At 65.7% G+C, this 16,579-nt stretch carries 14 protein-coding genes and 1 pseudogene; 6 read left to right on the forward strand and 9 right to left on the reverse strand.

Annotated features, from left to right (window positions below):
* Window positions 1-159: 159 nt before the first annotated feature.
* A complete protein-coding gene (locus QX039_RS11730; protein ID WP_315736502.1) occupies window positions 160-1,398 on the reverse strand; it encodes an efflux RND transporter periplasmic adaptor subunit in 1,239 nt (412 codons plus the stop codon).
* A gap of 190 nt (window positions 1,399-1,588) precedes the next feature.
* Here QX039_RS11730 and QX039_RS11735 point away from each other — a divergent pair, with 190 nt between their 5' ends.
* Both QX039_RS11735 and QX039_RS11740 read left to right on the forward strand, forming a co-directional pair.
* On the forward strand, window positions 1,589-2,203 hold the full coding sequence (locus QX039_RS11735; protein WP_315736503.1) for a TetR/AcrR family transcriptional regulator: 615 nt from the start codon (window positions 1,589-1,591) through the stop codon (window positions 2,201-2,203).
* 118 nt (window positions 2,204-2,321) lie between these two features.
* Window positions 2,322-3,797, forward strand: coding sequence for a M81 family metallopeptidase (locus QX039_RS11740; RefSeq protein ID WP_315736504.1), 1,476 nt, complete (start codon window positions 2,322-2,324; stop codon window positions 3,795-3,797).
* A gap of 258 nt (window positions 3,798-4,055) precedes the next feature.
* Here QX039_RS11740 and QX039_RS11745 read toward each other — a convergent pair whose 3' ends face one another.
* Both QX039_RS11745 and QX039_RS11750 read right to left on the reverse strand, forming a co-directional pair.
* Window positions 4,056-5,681, reverse strand: a complete 1,626-nt coding sequence (locus tag QX039_RS11745) for an MFS transporter (protein WP_315736505.1) — start codon at window positions 5,679-5,681, stop codon at window positions 4,056-4,058.
* Entirely contained in the window at window positions 5,668-6,801 is a 1,134-nt protein-coding gene (locus QX039_RS11750) for an HlyD family secretion protein (protein ID WP_315736506.1), read from the reverse strand. The genes QX039_RS11745 and QX039_RS11750 overlap by 14 nt, the downstream gene beginning before the upstream one ends.
* A gap of 600 nt (window positions 6,802-7,401) precedes the next feature.
* On the opposite strand from QX039_RS11750, the pseudogene QX039_RS11755 reads away from it, so the two are divergent.
* Window positions 7,402-7,682: pseudogene (locus tag QX039_RS11755) on the forward strand (NAD-dependent epimerase/dehydratase family protein); the annotation flags it as partial.
* An 83-nt stretch (window positions 7,683-7,765) separates the two neighbouring features.
* On the opposite strand, the gene QX039_RS11760 reads toward QX039_RS11755, so the two are convergent.
* Both QX039_RS11760 and QX039_RS11765 read right to left on the reverse strand, forming a co-directional pair.
* Window positions 7,766-8,059, reverse strand: a complete 294-nt coding sequence (locus QX039_RS11760; RefSeq protein ID WP_315736507.1) for a hypothetical protein — start codon at window positions 8,057-8,059, stop codon at window positions 7,766-7,768.
* Between the two features lie 214 nt (window positions 8,060-8,273).
* Complete coding sequence (locus QX039_RS11765; RefSeq protein ID WP_315736508.1) at window positions 8,274-9,548, reverse strand: sensor histidine kinase; 1,275 nt, start codon at window positions 9,546-9,548, stop codon at window positions 8,274-8,276.
* A 450-nt stretch (window positions 9,549-9,998) separates the two neighbouring features.
* Here QX039_RS11765 and QX039_RS11770 point away from each other — a divergent pair, with 450 nt between their 5' ends.
* The gene (locus tag QX039_RS11770; protein WP_315736509.1) at window positions 9,999-10,298 is read left to right on the forward strand and encodes a helix-turn-helix domain-containing protein; all 300 of its coding nucleotides are present in this window, start codon (window positions 9,999-10,001) and stop codon (window positions 10,296-10,298) included.
* A gap of 74 nt (window positions 10,299-10,372) precedes the next feature.
* Here QX039_RS11770 and QX039_RS11775 read toward each other — a convergent pair whose 3' ends face one another.
* The 4 genes from QX039_RS11775 to QX039_RS11790 form a co-directional block, all read right to left on the reverse strand.
* On the reverse strand, window positions 10,373-11,122 hold the full coding sequence (locus QX039_RS11775) for a Crp/Fnr family transcriptional regulator (protein ID WP_315736510.1): 750 nt from the start codon (window positions 11,120-11,122) through the stop codon (window positions 10,373-10,375).
* Between the two features lie 211 nt (window positions 11,123-11,333).
* Complete coding sequence (gene trpS / locus QX039_RS11780) at window positions 11,334-12,353, reverse strand: tryptophan--tRNA ligase (protein ID WP_315736511.1); 1,020 nt, start codon at window positions 12,351-12,353, stop codon at window positions 11,334-11,336.
* Window positions 12,354-12,609: 256 nt separating this feature from the next.
* On the reverse strand, window positions 12,610-14,244 hold the full coding sequence (locus QX039_RS11785) for an ABC transporter substrate-binding protein (protein ID WP_315736512.1): 1,635 nt from the start codon (window positions 14,242-14,244) through the stop codon (window positions 12,610-12,612).
* Between the two features lie 390 nt (window positions 14,245-14,634).
* Window positions 14,635-15,252, reverse strand: a complete 618-nt coding sequence (locus QX039_RS11790) for a TetR/AcrR family transcriptional regulator (RefSeq protein WP_315736513.1) — start codon at window positions 15,250-15,252, stop codon at window positions 14,635-14,637.
* Window positions 15,253-15,355: 103 nt separating this feature from the next.
* On the opposite strand from QX039_RS11790, the gene QX039_RS11795 reads away from it, so the two are divergent.
* The gene (locus QX039_RS11795) at window positions 15,356-16,054 is read left to right on the forward strand and encodes a PspA/IM30 family protein (protein WP_315736514.1); all 699 of its coding nucleotides are present in this window, start codon (window positions 15,356-15,358) and stop codon (window positions 16,052-16,054) included.
* A 60-nt stretch (window positions 16,055-16,114) separates the two neighbouring features.
* Entirely contained in the window at window positions 16,115-16,390 is a 276-nt protein-coding gene (locus QX039_RS11800) for a YiaA/YiaB family inner membrane protein (protein WP_315716622.1), read from the forward strand.
* The last annotated feature ends 189 nt before the right edge of the window (window positions 16,391-16,579 follow it).

Genomic DNA, 16,579 nt, shown 5'->3' on the forward strand with positions numbered 1-16,579 from the left:
GTCCCGGCGAACGCCGGGACCCATACCGCGGACGGCCAATTGGTGAAAAAGACTGCGGGTCATCTTCCTTGGTCGACAAGCAGGGCCGGTGGTTATGGGTCCCCGCTTTCGCGGGGACGACAGTTGTGGTGGTCGCGGACAGCCGGGCCTCAATGACGATCAGCGCTGCGCCAGTTGCTTGTTGTCAGAGGCCGCCCCACCGCGTGCGCCCATCGCGGCCACCTGCGTCTTCAACAACGCACCCGGCCGCACCCGCTGAAGGCCGTTGACGACGACGCGCTCGCCGGGCTTGAGACCGGCGGAGATGATGCGCAGGCCGTCGACGCTGCCGCCGAGGCTGACCGGGCGATAGACAGCGCGCTCGTCGTCACCGACCACCATCACGAATTTCTTGTCCTGGTCGGTGCCGATGGCGCGCTCGTCGAGCAGCACCAGCGATTGCTGCTGCGGCTGGCCCATGCGCACGCGCGCGAACTGGCCGGGGATCAGCCGGCCGTCCTCGTTCTTGAACACGGCGCGGACGCGGATCGTGCCGCTCTGCCCGTTGACTTGATTGTCGATCAACTGGATGTGGCCGGATGCCGTGATACCGCCCGACGTCGTCATCTCGACGGGGATGCGGTCGAGATTGCCGCGCTTGCCCGAGCCATCGGCGATCGCCGACAATGCGCGCAACACCAGCTCTTCGGTGGCGTCGAAGCTCGCATAGATCGGATTGACGGACACCAGCGAAGTCAGCACCGGCGAGGCCGAGCCGGCGGCGACGAGGTTGCCGACGGTGACCTCGATCCGGCCGACCCGGCCGTCGACTGGCGCCCGCACCTGTGTGTAGTCGAGGTTGAGTTTGGCCGTCTGCAAGGTCGCCTCGGCGGCCTTGACGTTGGCGATCGCCTCGCGATTGCCGTTGTCGCGCTGGTCGTAATCGCGCTTGGTCACGATCGAATTGCCGACCAGCTGCGCGCCGCGCTCCAGTTCGTTGGCAGCGAAGGCGGCGCGGGCGCGCGCCGCTTCCAGCTGCGCCTGCGCCCGGTCGACCTCGGCTGCGTAGGGCGCCGGGTCGATCTTGAAGAGGACGTCGCCAGCCTTGACCAGCGAGCCCTCGGTGAAATTGGTGCCGAGAATGGCACCGGCCACCCGCGGCCGGATCTCGACCCGCTCGACGGCTTCGAGCCGGCCGGAGAATTCGTCCCACAGGCTCGCCTTTCGCGGCTCGACCACGGCAACCGTAACGGCGACGGCCTGTTCGGAGGCCGCAGCGCGGGCTGCATTCGGCGCGGAACTGAAGTTGAAATAACGGGAGCCGGCATAGGATCCGGCGGCAATCAGCAGGCCAGCGGCGGCGACGGTGCTCAGCCACCGCTTCAGGCGGCCGGAGGAACGAATTTCGGGCGAAGGCATTGGCGCGCTCCAGTTTTGTAGTGCTCGCTACAAATGTGGCGCTGGCAACCGGTTCGCAAGAGACTTATGTAACGGATGCTACGAAAATAGTAGCCCGACTTTCGGCGACTGCGCCAGATCAAAGAAATCGCGTTCAATAACAACTAGATAAGAAATCGGACGGGGCGGAGACGGAACAGGAGTTTTGCACATGGGCATCGGACGGCCCCGGACTTTCGATCGCGACACCGCGCTGGACCAGGCGATGGAGGTGTTTTGGCGCCATGGCTATGAAGGCGCCACCATCGCCCAGCTCACCGACGCCATGGGCATCAACCCGCCCAGCCTCTATGCCGCGTTCGGCAGCAAGGAGGCCCTGCTCAGGGCCGCGCTCGACCGCTACACGGCGCGACGGGAGGCCTGGATGGACGAGGTGCTGAGTGCGCCGACCGCCCGCGAGGTCACCGCGCGGATGCTGATGGGCGTCGCCGAGAAACAGACCGATCCGTCCAATCCGCCCGGCTGCCTGCTGGTGCAGGGCGGTCTCGCCTGCGGCTCCGGCTCGGCCAATGTGCCGTTCGAGCTCGCTGCCCGCCGTGCGCAGACCGAGGCGCAGCTCCGGCAGCGTTTCGATCGCGCAAAGGGCGAAGGCGATCTGGCTGCCACCGCCGACCCTGCGGCGCTCGCCCGCTATGTCTCGGCCGTCATCACCGGCATGAGCGTGATGGCGTCGTCAGGCGCCGACCGCGAGGCGCTGACGCAGGTCGCGCTGGTCGCGATCAAGGCGATCGAGGATCAGTCGGTCGCGTTTGAGAGGGCGGTCTGACGCCGCTCATGCGCTGGGCGACGGGCGCTCTTCCTTCCTGCCGGCTTGTGCTGATGGACGCGATGCGGTCCCCTGCGCCGCATCCTCGTCCCTCGCGCGAACCAAGAGCCTCCCCTCCATGCGTGTCTTCTCCGCCGCCCTTGCCACCGAGACCAACACCTTCGCGCCGATGCCCACGGGGCTCGCGACCTTCCATGAGCGCGCCTACTTCCCGGCCGGCCAGCATCCGGACAAGATGCAGATGCATGGCGGGCCGCTATGGGCTGCGCGCCAGGTCGGGCCGTCCAAGGGCTGGACGCTGATCGAAGGGCTGGTGGCTGCGGCGGTGCCCAACGGGCTGGTCACCCGCGCCGCGTTCGAGACCCTGCGCGATCAGATCCTCGCCGATCTCAAGGCTGCACTGCCGATCGACATGGCGTTGATCGGCCTGCACGGCGCGATGATCGCCGACGGCTACGATGATTGCGAGGGTGAGCTGCTCGCGCGCATCCGCGAGATCGTCGGGCCCGATGTGGTCATCGGTGCGACGCTCGACCCCCACGTTCACATGAGCGAGCTGATGGTCAGAAGCGCCGATCTGCTGATCTGCTGGAAGGAATATCCGCACACCGACATCCTCGAGCGCGCGCAGGATCTGGTGAAGCATTGCACCGAGATCGCCGAGAAGCGGCTGAAGCTGCAGAAGGCCCTGGTCGACACCGACATGATCGTCACCCTGCACACCACGCGCGAGCCGGTGCGCAGCTTCGTCGACCGCATCACCGCGCTCGAAGGCAAGGACGGCATCGTCTCGGTCTCGATCGTGCACGGCTTCGGCTGGGGCGACACGCCTGACATGGGCACCAAGGTGCTGGTCTACAGCGATGCCGCCGTCGATCCGGATGGTGTCAGGGCGAAGGCGCTGGCACGCCGCCTTGCGGACGAACTGATCGGCATGCGCGAGGCGGTGACCGAGCGCATGCCCGCCGTCGATGCCGCGCTTGACCAGGCCTTGGCGACAGACGGCACCATCGTGCTCGGCGATGCCAGCGACAATCCCGGCGGCGGTGCGCCCGGCGATTCCACGTTCATCCTGCGCCGGCTGCTCGACCGCAACATCGGCAATGCCTGCCTCGGTCCACTCTGGGATCCGATCGCGGTGCGCATCGCCTTCGATGCCGGCGTTGGCGCCAAGCTGCCGCTGCGGATCGGCGGCAAGATCGGTCCGCTGTCGGGTGATCCGGTCGATGCGACCTGGGAGATCAAGGCGCTGAAGGAGAACATGGTGATGACAGGCCTTGCCGGCACGCCCGCCAAGCTCGGCGATTGCGCGTTGATCGGGAGCAATGGCGTCGAGGTCGTGATCACGACGTTCCGCTGCCAGGCGTTCGGCACCGACTTCTTCACGCAGCTCGGCTGCGATCCTGCCACGCGCAAGCTCGTCGTGGTGAAATCCGCCCAGCATTTCCGCGCGGCATTTGCGCCGATCGCGGCCGACATCATCATGGTCGATGCGCCCGGCGTGGTCGCGCGCGACGTGACGACGTTGCCCTACAAGAAGATCAAGCGTCCGAAATGGCCGCTCGATGAGTTGCCACAACCATCGCGAGCATGATGTCCCAGAATGCGACGCTCACCGTGCCGCTGTTAAGGTTCGGAACGCGGCTGGAACGAACCGCGTCCGAATCGCTTGCGAGACACGGTTTGAAATCTGTTCACGGCTAGATGTCGTATCGCTCGGAGATGGCGCGCAACATGCAGCGCCAGCGATTCTGATCGCGCGGCTCGGCTTTCGCCAGAAGGTTAAAGGCGCTGAGGCGCGCCGGCGTTGTTGGAGAGGAAGCTACGACCCCGCATGCGGGGTCGGGCTCGCTCACGTCGTCGACGATCCGAACCGTCGCATCCACGCCGCCCTCAGACCGATCGGTATCGGCGCGAATGGCCCCGGCGGCGCGCGCGTGATCAGGGCGACCAGCAGGAGCGCGGCGATCGCCAGCCAGAAGCACAGCCAGAACGCGTCGAGATAAGCGAGCACGTTGGCCTCGCGCTGCACCTGCGCGGCCAAGGTCCCGACGGCGCGGGCCTTGGCCTGGCCGCCGCCATGCGCGGCGAAATAGCCGGTCAACCGTTGCAATGCGCGTGCGACGTCGAGATCGCCGCTCCGGATGTTGGGGCCGAGATAGGCCGAATGCACCTGCTCGCGCACCCGCAGCCACGTTCCCATCAGGGCGACGCCGATTTCGGCGCCGCCGAGCCGCATCACCTGGATATAGGCCGCAAAGGACGTCGCCCGCGCCGGATCGGAATTCGACAGCGCGAGGATGATGATCGGAAGCAAGGTCAGGGCCTGTCCGATCGACTGCAGCACGACGATGACGATGAAATCCTCGCGCGCCCAGGCATGGGTGATCTGGGTGCCGAGCAGATTGGCCGCCGCGAAGGCACTGAGACCGAGCACGACGACGATGCGAGGATCGAGATGGCGAAGCAGGACGATCGACAGCGGCACCAGCACGACCATCGGCAGCGCGCCGTAGATCAAGAGCAACGAGCCGCTCTGCTCCGGCCGCAACTGCGTGATGGTAGCGAGGAAGTTCGGCACCAGCGACGCATTCGAGAGGCTGGTCAGCGTGTAGAGCAGGATCACCACCAGCGACAGCCCGATGTTGCGCGAGAACAGCACGTTGAAATGCGCCCATGGCTGCGGGGCGAGCGCCTCGTTGACGAGGAACAGGACGAACAGCGCGGCGCCGCCGCACAGCAGCGCCATCACCGTGCCCGATTGCAGCCAGTCGAGCCGGTTGCCCTGGTCGAGACCGGCATAGATCATCGCCACGGCGCTGCCGAGCAACAGCATCCCGCCCCAGTCGGCGTTCTCGAGCAGCGCGCGGTTGACGGGCTCGGCCGGGGTGCCGAGATAGACCATCAGCGCCATCAGCGGCGCCAGCACGACGCCCTGCCAGTACAGCCACTGCCAGCCGAGATGCTCGACATAGAAGCCGACCAGCGAGGTCGAGGTATCCAGCGCGAAGCCGACCCGGATCGCATAGATCGAGATGGCCGGTAGCCACCAGCGGATCGGCAGGTTGCGGAAGATGATCATCAAGGTGGCCGGCACGAAGGTGCCGAGCAGCATGCCGTGCAGGATCGCGAGCGCGATCAAGATCGGATAGTCGCGCACGAACGGAATGATCAGGGACAGCACCGCATAGATGAGGCTGGGAATACCCAGCACACGGCGCAGACCGAACACCGTCGCGAGCCACGCCACGGCCGGCGCGATCACGATCTGCGAGCCGATCGCCGCGGTGGACAGCCAGGCGCCCTCGTCAAAACCGAGCGAGAACGCGCCGCGCAGATCGGGCAGGCCGACCGAGGTCAGCCGGCTGTCGAAATTCGCCAGGAACGAGCCGAGCAGGACGGCGCCGACGGCAAACAGCGGATGCGCCGCCTGGCCGCCGCGCGACAGCGGTCCGCGCTCGGTCTCACTTGGTGCCATCGGCCTGGCCGGCGGTGCGGATGTGGGTCACGACCGACATCCCCGGCAGCAGCCGCGCGAGCAGCGGCTGGTCGCCGTCGAGGGCGATGCGGACCGGAATGCGCTGTACGACCTTGGTGAAATTGCCGGTGGCATTGTCGGGCGGCAGCAGCGCGAATTGCGAGCCGGAGGCCGGCGCGATCCGCTCGACGCGGCCGTGCAGGCTTTCGCCGGGGAACGAGTCCACGGTGACCTCGACCGGCTGGCCGGGCGCGACATGGGTGAGCTGCGTTTCCTTGTAGTTGGCGATGACGAAAACATGCGGCAGCGGCACCACCGCGATCAGGCTGCTGCCGATATTGACGTAGTCGCCGACCTGGACCTGGCGCTGCCCGACGACGCCGTCGAACGGCGCGGTGATCCTGGTGTAGCCGAGCTTGAGCCGCGCGGCGGCCAGCGCGGCCTTGGCGCCGGCGAGATCGGCGCCGCGCTGCTTCTTGGTGCCGGTGAGCACCTCGAGCTGATGACGCTGCGCGGCGATCACCGCGCGGCTCGCGCGCACGTCCGCCTGTGCCTTGGCATAGGCGGCCGTTGCCTGTTCCAGCCGCTGCTTGGTACCTGCCTCGCTCTGCGACAGCGACTGCTGGCGCTCTTCCTCCTGCCTGGCCTGCACCTCGGCCGCGCCGGCCGAGACCTGCTGCGCTTCGGCCTGCGCGATGGTTGCGTATTGCAGCTCGACCTGATTGCTGAGGTTGTCGAGCGCCGCCTGTGCCGCCTCGACATTGGCCTCGGCCTGCGACACCTGTGCCTCGTAGTCGGCCGGATCGATCTGGACCAGCAGGTCGCCGGCCTTGACCTGCTGGAAATCGCTGACCGCGACCTTCGTCACCTCGCCGGCCACGCGGCTCGAGAGCTGCGTCAGGTCGGCGCGCACATAGGCGTCGTTGGTCGACTGGGTCGTTGCGTTGCCGGTCCAGGCGTTCCAGCGCGTGGTCGCGAGCGCCACGAAGGCGAGCGCTGCGATCACCGCAAGCAGCGGAATGCCGAGACGCGCCGAGAGCCCGGGCGCCGCGGCGGACGAGGGCGGTGGCGTCGCTGCAGCGCGCGCCGCCGCGTCGACGTTGCTCGGTGTTTCACTCAAGGGACGTCTCCCGCATCGGCCGACGCTGATCAGTCCGACGACTCGTACCCCATTCTGCGCCGCGTGCCACCTGGACTCTGGGTCGTGAGCCATGCGTCGCGGGGCATGGACATCTGCGCGCCGAACGGAACCCGCGGGCGATCGGACCGTGATGAACCAGCTAACAGGCCAGCAGGTTGAGCACAGGCACAGCCCGCGATCGCCGCGCCGGGATCGCGCCAACGACATCAGCGCTGGACTCGCTGCCACGGCCAGCCTGCGCATGATGTCCCAGAATGCGACGTCGTGCGCGCTCACATTAACGTTCAGAACGTGGCTTGAACGAACCGCGTCCGAATCAGCGGCGCAGCCCGGTACGAGGTCTGTTCACGGCTAGATGTCGTGCTGTCATCGCGTGACATCAGCTATTCGGCGTCACCTGACCGCAATCGGACGACCGGCCGGGTGCGAGAGCGTTAAGAGCGCGGAGCGGCCTGCCGCCAAGCGGTCGTCGGTGACGCCGGCCGGCGCGCGCTGCCCGGTTGCAGCGGTCGCCCCGCTGGGTCACATTTCTCATCCGCGACTCGATCCAGCCGTTTGCTGATCAGAAGGCCTTCATGCATGGATCACAAGGGAGCGATCCTGGTTGCCGGCGGCGCCGGCTACATCGGGGCTCATTGCTGCAAGGCTGTCGCCGGGGCCGGCTACGCGCCGGTCTGCTACGACAATCTGTCCACCGGCCATCGCCGCACTTCAACGCCGGCGGTGCCGACGCGTCAGGCCTGATCGGTGAGCTGCGCGATCCCGAGACGCACCTGATCCCGCGGGCGCTGACGGCGATCCTCGGCCATGTGCCGGACTTCGCGATTTTCGGCACCGACTATGACGGCACGATCATCCGCTCGGCCTGGACCTGACACCAGACCGCGCACCCGCGGATCGCGTGAGGCCGATGCCGCGTGCCTTGAGCTCGTCGGGGAAGCTGTTACGCCGCGGCGGGCGGCGTGTGCGCGAACTGGTCCACGAAGCTCATCTCCGCGCGCTCGTCGTCGACCGACCAGCAGCCGATCTCGGAAGCGCCCCGGAAGAAGTGGACGCTGTGCACCGGTGAGCGGACATCGTCGCCGCGAATGATCTGGAGCAGGGTCCGCGCCACGCGGCGGTGATCGCCGGGGAGCCTGAGGTCGAAGAATGCGTCGCCATAGCCCGGCAGGATGGTGCCGGTCGAATCGCGAACTTCCATGCGCAACTGTGCCATGCTCGCATTGAACGCCAGCAACGGTTTCCGCCCGGTAAATGCCGCCGGGCTCGCGCATGTTCGGATTTGCGGTGTGGTCTCACCATGAAGCGTGTAGCGCGCTCGTCGCCACCAGCGGCACGTGGACGAGGAGCATTGACAAAGAGCTGCCGTTCGAGAAAGCGGCCGGCCTTGTCAGCGGCGCATCGAGGATCACGTCATCGGCCGTGCTGGCGAATGATGATCGCCCAAGGGATCACCGGGTCTTCTCCAGCACCGGTCGCTCTGCGGTGACGAGTGCTGCCGCGGGTGCAATCCCTTCGTTGCGGGGGATCATCGGCAGTTCGACCAGGACACGCGTGCCGGTTGACTGGTTGGCGCTGACGGAGAGGCGGCCGCGGAGCTGCTCGACCATCCCCTTGATCATCCGGAACCCCAGGCTCGCGCGCGGCTGATCGATGTCGAAATCGGCCGGCAGACCGACACCATGGTCGGACACGCTGAGGTGCAGCCAGCCGTCGATGTCACGGGCGGAGATGTCGATCGTCCCCTCCCGGCCGGGGTAGGCATGTTTCACGGCGTTGCTGACCAGCTCATTGATCAGCAGGCCGAGAGGAACGGCATGATTGGCCGAAAGCCGTATCGGGTCGGAGTCGCAGCGCAGCACATTCGTTCCCGCGACCCGTTGCAGCCGGCTGCAGAAGTCATTGAGGAAGACGTCGACGTCGATCAAGCCGATCTGCGAGGCCCGCGAGAGATGATCATGAACCTGGGCAATGGCCGCCACGCGCGATCCTGCGTCTTCGAGGGCGCGCTTGGCTTCAGCCGAATGCGACCCGAACGACTGGACGCGGAGCATGGCCACGACGGATGCGAGGCTGTTCTTGACGCGGTGGCCCATTTCGCGCGTCAGCATGGCTTGATGGTCCAAGGCTTCCCGGAGCCGCGTCTCCTCATGCAGGCGCTCGATTGCAATCCCGACGATGTCGGCGAATGCAGTGAGGAAGGCAACGTCTGCCTCGTCGAAGCGGCGGGGGGCCGGACTGTCGACCTGGAGCACGCCGAAATAGCCGCCGCCTTGTCCGCCGCGATCGATCCGGACGCTGATCGACGTCTTGATGCCGCGGTCTACTGGAAGAAGTCCCGGTGTCTCGAAGCGACCATCAGGGGGGCCGCGACTGGTGATGATGGCTTGACCTGTCTGGAAGGCGCGGCCAGCAGGCGAGGCGCTGTCCACGACGAACGATGATTGCTCGACCGGGCTCGGCCATCCGTAACCCGCGTGGACCAGCAGTCTCTTGCCATCCGCCACGAATTCCATCGCCATCGTGAACGGTGCATTGAGGCCCTTGGCGCAGAGCGCGGTGGCGCGCTGAAGAACGCTGTTGATATCGCGGGTCTGCAATGCAGCACGACTGAATTCGGCGAGCACAGATTGTTGGATGAGCCTGTAGCTGCGTATGTCATTCCGGACGCCTGCCCGCTCGAGAAAGATCGGAAAAGCGGTATCTTGGCTCTGATGTCTCAACACGCGAATTCTCCAAAACAGGACGCACTCCGACTACAAATTCCCCACTGCTCTCTTCCTTACAATTTGATATTATGAGACTATTGTGTTGCTGTTCCCGGTCGGAGTCTGAGCAAAAGCGAACATGGGTCCAGTTTGCCGCAGCGCAATTCGTCGGGAGCCGAATCGAGGAGAATGGCTCCCCGGCGCGGGCAGTAGCACCTGACGCTCGCTGTGCCCCCCGCGCGCTCATCCAGAGGACCTTCCACGGAGAGCGGGCACTGATGCCGTGGCGAGAGGCGTGCTCATGCCAGCCTTTCAGTGGGCGGGGCAGCACCCTCATCACCGGAGACCGCCCTATGCGAGCCAGGCGGCAGGCCGGGTTGGCGCGTCGGCCAGATCCGCTCATTCGGCGGCAATTCTTTCCGCTCGGTGGTGTGGCCCACCGACAGCGAGCCGTGGGGCGTGTGACAGATGGATCCCGTCGAGCGCATCTGCCGATGGCTGCTGATGATGCACGACCGGGCCGAAGGGGCGGTGCTTCCGTACACGCATGAATTCCTGTCGCAGATCCTCGGCGCCAATCGCAAGTCGGTGACGCTTGCCGCGCAATCCATGCAGGCGGCCGGCCTGATCAGCTATCGTCGCGACACCATTCAGGTGCTCGACCGGCCCGGCCTCGAGAAAGCCTCGTGCGAATGCTACGCCATCGTCAAGCAGCGGTTCGATGCATTTCTCCAGCCGCCCACGACGGCGGTGCGCAGCCAGCATTGATTTGATGGTGGCGCGGATCGAGCAGGGCCAGCGCCAGCTCGATCTCGAGATGCACGGTCACTCGAGATGCACGGTCATAGGCTCTTGAGGGGAGCCTTGCCTTCAACCGACTTCACGCCTGCGATATGCGGCTGATCGTGCAGAACCACGTTCAGCAGGGAGTTGTGGATCACGAGATGGCCGTTGTAGTCGATGAAGCCCAGCTTGCGGAACTTGTTCATGAAGTGACTGACCCGCGAGCGGGTGGTGCCGATCATGTCGGCCAGCATCTCCTGGCTGACCTTCGCGATGACCCGCTGCGGCTTGCCGTCATTGCCGAAATTGGCCAGCAGCAGTAGCGCCCGCGCAAGGCGCTTCTCGCTCGAATTGAACAACTGATCGATGAGATCGGCCTCGACGCGGATCGTGCGGGCGAGGATGTGCGAAACGAACACCTCGGAGAACGCCGGCTGCTCACGCAGGGTGCTGATCGCGGCCGATTTGGTGATCCGCAGGATTTCGCTGTCCGTGATGGCCGACGCTGCCGACAGCCGATGAGACTGGCCGGCCAGGCACCCCTCGCCGAAAAAATCGTCCTGACCGAGCAGCGCGATGACCGCCTCCTTGCCCTGCTCGGAATGGACGACGATCTTGACCGTGCCCGTGATGATATAGAACAGCACATCGGCGAGGCCGCCCTGGGAAAAGATCTGCTGGTCCTTTCGGTATTTCCCGATCGTCCGGCCTGGGCCTTCGGTCTTCAGGAACACCGCCGGATCGAAAGCCTGCTTCTTTGGCTGCGGCTTTGCGGCCGTCGGCGGCTTTACGATGGGTCGCTTCGCCATGTGTTCTCCGGGTGAAACGCGAGTGCTGAATACTTCGAAACCGGATCTCGGCATAACAGTTGGGCAGGCGCGAACGCAGCATAGCGCCTTTCGCGGCCGCTTGACAGCGCAGCGCCTATTTCGACGGCACACGCGCAGCCGTTTCGTGTTCCAGTAACGCAGCGGAGCGAGAATTAGTTAATTCATGTTATCAGGCATTAGCATCGCACCGCTAATGCAGCGCAAACAGACCCAGCGCCTCGCGTACGTCGCGCAAGGTCGCATCGGTGACGGTGCGCGCCAGTTCGGTGCCGTGCCTGACGATCTCGAGAACATGGTCGGGATCACGCGCAAACGCTGCCCGCCGGTCGCGGATCGGCGCGACCACGGCCTGCAGCACGTCATCAAGTCGCTGCTTCACGACGCTGTCTCCGAGGCCGCCGCGGACGTAGCGCGCCTTCAGGTCCGCGACCGCCGCGTGATCGTCGTCGAACGCGTCGAGATAGGTAAAAACGACATTGCCTTCGACACGCCCCGGATCGGCGGCCCTGACGTGGCCGGGATCGGTGAACATGCGGCGGACGGCATCGCGAATCTGGTCCGCGGTGGCGGAGAGTGGAATCGTGTTGCCCTGTGATTTGCTCATCTTGGCCTTGCCGTCCACGCCAGGCAGGCGTCCGACGCTCGGGATCAGCGCGCGTGCCTCGGGGAGCACCTCCGTGCCCGCTTGGCGGTTGATGCGGCGGACGATCTCGTTGGTCTGCTCGATCAGCGGCGCCTGGTCCTCGCCGACCGGCACGATGGTCGCCCTGAAGGCGGTGATGTCCGCGGCCTGCGCGACGGGATAGCACAGGAAGCCGGCCGGTATATCGCGGCCGAAGCCGCGTGTCTGGATCTCGTCCTTGATGGTCGGGTTGCGCTCGAGCCGCGCCACCGTGACGAAGTTCATGTAGAGCAGCGTGAGATCGGCCAGCGCCGGCAGGTGCGATTGCAGGCAGATGGTCGTCATCTCCGGGTCGATGCCGACGGCGAGATAGTCGGTCGCGATCTCCAGGATGTTCCGGCTCACCTTGCCCGGATCGTGGGCGTTGTCCGTCAGCGCCTGGGCATCGGCCAGCAGCAGGAATTGCCGATGCGTCGATTGCAGCGCGACGCGGTTCTGCAGCGAGCCGACATAGTGGCCGAGGTGCAGGGGGCCGGTGGTCCTGTCGCCGGTCAGGATGACGGGACGTTCTGGCATTGAGAGAGGCATCGTGGTTCTCCAGAAGTGAGAACCGCCGCTCGATCGAGCTCTTCGATGCTGTTGATGACAAGAACCGCGTCGCAGGCCGATGAACGGCGGCGACGGGCGAATGAATGACGAGGCCGTGCCGCTCCTAGATGGAGCGCCACCACGTGTTCGCGTGCAAGGTCTCAGTCTTGATCATGCGATCGATATGGCCGAAAGCGCCGATGAAAGCAACCCGCTCATGCACGCTGCACGGAGCGGCGAGCCCAGGCCATTCAGCCTATTCGAGATCTATTGCGTGATACTGGCCGGTCTTGTCGAGCTGCGTGCCCCAGACCTTGTGCAGCGCCTGGTGGTCGGACGGGCCGAAGCTCACCTTTGATCCAACGCCCAGCTCGTAATTCCGCATCGATTCGAGGACATCGACCAGCGACTCGGTGTCGACAGCGGGACCGGCGCGACGCAGTCCTTCGATCAGGATGTTGGCGGTGAGATAGGCTTCCAGGGACGAGTAGTCCGCCGGCTCTCCCGGGAAATATCTGTCGAGCGCCTTCTTGTAGTTCAGGGTGACGGACGCGTAGCCGTCGACCGCCGGCGTGACCTGGGTGCAGATGACGCCGTCCGCATAGCGCGGGCCAAGCACCATCAGCTCACTGGCGAGGCCGGTGCTGCCGACACCCGAAATCGTCGCGTAGATCATGTCCGGATACAGGTCGCGGGTCTTCTCGATGAACTTGGCCGCGGCGCGAAAGGTGGCGACCAGCACCACCGCCTTGATCGCATGCTTCTGCCGGCGCAGTTGCGCGATGGCCTCGTCGACATTGACGGTGTTGCGGCTGTAGCTCATGCGGAAGGCGTCGCCCACGCCGCCGCGCAGCCCGTGCATCGCCTTGCTGACACCCTCCCACCCTGCGTCGCCGTAGGCATCCTGCTGGGTGAGAACTCCGATCTCCTGCGGACGCAGCTTGCGGCTCTTGACGAGATAGTTCACGAGCGCATGGGCTTCCTCGGCGTAGCCGGCACGGTAGTTGAAGACGTAGCGATCCGGCGGATCGTGGCGGAGCGAAGGAGCGCCGGTGAAGGCGCCGAAATAGAGCGCATGATGCTCGAGCGCGTACGGCACCGAGATCAGGGCCGTCGGACTGCCGTAGTTCTCGACGAAGCCGAACACCCTGTGCTGCTCGTAGAGCTCCTTCATCGCGTTCAGCGTCCGCGTCGGCTCATAGGCATCATCGGCCGTGTAGAGCTTGAGCTGCCGGCCATGCACGCCGCCTTCCTCGTTGGCCTGCGCGAAGGCGAGGTCGATGCCGAGCTTGAGCTGATGGCCCATCTCCCTGGCCGGACCCGAGAACGGCGCCGCCATTCCGAAGCTGATTTCGGTATCCGTCACGCCCTGGACCGGGGGCCGCGCGCTGGTCGGCTGCGCCGACGCGGCATTGGCCATCCGCGTATCGAACTTCGGCACGCGGTCCTCCTCCCTCAGCGGCAGGCTCTGATCCGGCGTGACGACGGGGACGGCGCTCGCGAGCGCTCCGGTCCGGAGAGTATCCTGGACTGGCGCAACGGTCTGCGCGGCTTGGACCGGCGGCGACGGGACTGTTGCCGTCGTTGTCACCGTCGCGCTGCTCTTGGCGGAGAGCGCAGCGGTCCACCGCGTCGGAAGTCTCGTCGCTGCAAAGCCGGCCACGCCCGCGGCAACAGCCACGAGCCCCATCATGCTCAACGCGCCGAGGAGACGCCGTTCCCGTGGCGGCGGAGGAACCTCCTGCACGCCGTAACGGGACGCGAATTCAGCAGGGGTAGGCCGATCGTGCTCGTCGCGCCACGGTTGTTCATACAGCGGACGCCGGCCGTCGTCGTAGCCGGACGGGAATGGCGGATCGCGGTCGTCATTGGGCGCACGCAGATGTCTCACGATTTTCCCCTTGGCTCGCGCGTCATGGACTCGTTGGAGTTTTTTCTTGATCGCGCGGCCGTCATACGCTGCAGGTTCTGCCGGCCGGATGAGCGTGGCCATGCGCCGAGATCTGCACATGTCACACAGACCAACACTCGTCATCGAGTGCTGATGGATCGGGGTTCCAGACATGTTGTCTGGAACAAGTCCGAACGTCGGCATGATACTGCGAAGCAATGGGGCGGTTGTTTGTTCTCGCCGTCAATTCCGGCTGAACAAGGCGGGCGCCGCGCCGCCAGGGCAGCAACTAGCTATCGCAGCAGGCAGGAGAGAAATGCCGTGAAGCAGTCGTGTTTGATCGTTGGCGTCAGGCGGCCGATGACGCTGCGCGCGACGCCAAGCTGCGCGTCACCGGCCGGTCGTCTCCTCCGCCACCAGTCCCGTCACCATCGCCTGCACCATGGTCGCGATCTGCTGGCGGAGGGCGGCGAGCGGAACGGCGATCAGCTTCTGCTCCAGCCCGAGCGCGACCATGCCGTGGACCGCCGAGAACAGGCTGCGCGCGGTGACGCTGATGTCGTCGAACGAGCGCTGCGGAAACAACGCCGCCAGCGGCTGGTGGATGTGACGGAACAGGTGCATCTGGTCGGCGATGGCCCAGTCGGGCAGCGGCTTCTCAGGCGCCATGCGATGCTCGAACAGCGCGCGCCAGAGCTCGAGATTGTGGGCTGCGAAGTCGCAATAGGCGGTCGCGATGCGCACCAGCGCAGCCTCGGGGCCCGGCGGCCCGGCGCTCTCGGCCGCCGACAATTCCGCGTCGAGCCGCGCCAGGGTGCGTGATCCAACCATCAGCACGAGCTCGTCGACATCGGCGACGAGATTGTAGACCGCGCCATTGGCGACGCCGATCTCCTGGGCGAGATCGCGCGTCTTCAGACCGACGAGACCCCGCGTGCGGATCATCCGCTCGGCGGCCTCGATCAGGGCTTCGCGCTGTTTTGCACGTCTTTCCAGTGTCTTGGACATTGTTAACCAAAATATTGAGCGATGCTCAAAATATTCCTTGAGCGCCGCTCATGATTGCGCTAGAAGAAACTATATGAGCAATGCTCATAACAGGGAGTTCACAATGTTCAAGACTGTTCTGACGCTGTTTCGGGGCACCGTGGCCGTCGCGGAGGAGGAGCTGCAGGACCGTACCGCACTGGTGATCCTGGATCAGCAGCTGCGTGACGCCGCGGCCGCCGTCGATCGCAGCAAGCGCGCGCTGGCGCTGGCCATCGCGCAGGACCAGCAGGAGGGCAAGCGGCTCGAGGCGACCTTGGCGCGGATCACCGATCTCGAGGTGCGCGCCACCGCAGCGCTCGACGGCGGCCGCGAGGATCTGGCCCGCGAGGCGGCGCAGGCGATCGCTGGCCTCGAGGCCGAGCGTGACGCGGCCAGGACGGCGCGGGCGCTGTTCGCGACCGAGATCACCAGGCTGAAGAAGCATGTCGCCAACGCCGAGGCGCGCATTGCCGAGCTTGATCGCGGCCGGCGGATCGCGCGCGCCTCCGAGGCCGTGCGCAATCTGCGCCGCGGCGGCATCGAGGCGGCGCGTCCCTACGAATGCACGCTGCCCGAGGCCGAGGCGACGCTGAAACGGCTGCGCGAGCGGCAGATCGGGGCTCAGGCGGCCGACGAGACGCTGATGGAGCTCGATGCCGCGACGGGGCCGATCACCACCGCCGAGAAGCTCGCCGAGCAGGGCTTTGGCCCGCGCATCAAGACCACCGCCGACGACGTGCTGGCGCGGCTGAAAGCCGGCCGCACTGCACCGGCCAACTGAATTTCGTCACCACCGATCGAAACGCATCAGCCAACCTGATCGTCATCATAGGAGCCGACCATGAACCAGAACACCCAGCCCCACAGCAGCGCCTTCATCACCTTCTCCTACGCCTCGTTCGCCGCCTCCGCTTTCCTCGTCGCCCTCGGCGTGTTCTTCATGCCGATCGATCTCTGGATGAAGGGCTATCTGACGATGGGCATCGTCATGCTGGTGCAGACTTGCGTCACCCTGACCAAGACCCTGCGTGACCGCCACGAGAGCGGCAAGCTCGTCAACCGCATCGAGGACGCCCGCGCCGAGCGCCTGCTGATGGAGGTGTCGAAGGCGGCGTGAGCAGCGGTTTCCTCGCCTCTCCCCGCCTGCGGGCAGAGGCCGGATTGCATCGAAGATGCAATCCGGTGAGGGGGACACTCCGCGCGTGCCGGGAAGCGGTGGATGCGATGGCGTCCACCGCTTGCGGTCGTTCAACCTGCGTTTACCGTCACTGACGCTCCGTCCTGCGTCATGATCATGAATTAACGG

Origin of the sequence: Bradyrhizobium sp. SZCCHNR1043, assembly GCF_032489675.1 — a bacterium.
Taxonomy (GTDB): Bacteria; Pseudomonadota; Alphaproteobacteria; order Rhizobiales; family Xanthobacteraceae; genus Bradyrhizobium.